Annotated in this window: 1 protein-coding gene; it reads right to left on the bottom strand. The window is 62.6% G+C overall.

The genetic code is table 11. From position 1 onward, the window contains the following. A partial coding sequence (locus tag ABCR83_RS32635) for an amino acid adenylation domain-containing protein (protein ID WP_462698886.1) occupies positions 1–1203 on the bottom strand: 1203 nt, incomplete at both ends.

The following is a 1203-nucleotide window of genomic DNA, read 5'->3' as shown; positions in this document are numbered from 1 at the left end:
CGACCAGTTTTTGGTGGGTGTTTTGGCCGTGGGGTTGGACGATGGCGTCGTGGATGTGGGGGTGTTGTTTGAGTGTGGTTTCGATGTCGCCGAGTTCGATGCGGATTCCGTGGAGTTTGATTTGGTGGTCGGTGCGGCCGATGAATTCGAGTTGTCCGTTGGGGTTTCGGCGGACGAGGTCGCCGGTGCGGTAGAGGCGTTGGCCGGGTTGGGTGGTGTGGGGGTTGGGGAGGAAGTGTTCGGCGGTGGGGGCTGGTTGGTTGTGGTAGCCGCGGGTGATGCCGTGGCCTGCTAGGTAGAGTTCGCCTTGGATTCCGGGGGGTACGGGTTCGAGGTGTGTGTCGAGTATGTGGGCTTGGGTGTTGGTGATGGGGTGGCCGATGGGGATGGGGTCGTGGGTGTTGTGGGGGAGGGTGGCGATGGTGGAGTAGGTGGTGGTTTCGGAGGGGCCGTAGAGGTTGTTGATGCGGGTGGCGGGGGTTTGGGTGTGGAGTCGTTGGGTGAGTGTGGCGGTGAGTGGTTCGCCGGCGAGGTTGATGGTGCGGGTGTTGGGGGGGATTTGGTTGTTGTCGAGGAGTTGGGTGATGGCTGAGGGGACGGTGTTGATGAGGGTGATTTCGGGGTGGTTGGCTGGGATGGTCAGGGGGTTGTCGACGAGGATGATTTTGCCGCCGTTGGTGAGGGGGGCGAAGATCTCGAATATGGAGAGGTCGAAGCAGATGGATGTGGCTGCGGCGGTGCCGGCGAGTTCGTCGGGGGTGAATTGTGTGTGGGCCCAGTGGATGAGGTTGGTGGCGTTGTGGTGTTCGACTGCGACTCCTTTGGGGAGTCCGGTGGAGCCTGAGGTGTAGAGGATGTAGGCGAGGTTGTGGGGTGGTATGGGTATGTCGGGGTCTGTGTGGGGGTGTTGGGTGAGGTTTTGTTGGTCGAGGGTGATGGTGTTGGTGTGTGGTGGGAGGTGTTGGGCGAGGTTTGTGGTGGTGAGGATGGTGGTGGGTGTTGCGTTGTGGAGGATGGCGGCGGTGCGGTGGGCGGGGTATTGGGGGTCGAGGGGTATGTATGCGGCGCCGGATTTGAGGGTGCCGAGGATTGCGGCGATGAGGAGTGGGTCCCGGGGCAGGCAGATCGCGACGCGGTCCCCGGGCGTGTTGCCGTGTGCGGCCAGCAGATGCGCGATCCGGTTACCCCACCGATCCAACTCCC

It is taken from the genome of Streptomyces xingningensis, assembly GCF_054957865.1.
The sequence above is the reverse complement of the archived record's forward strand: the minus strand, read 5'-3'. Positions and strand labels throughout refer to the sequence as shown.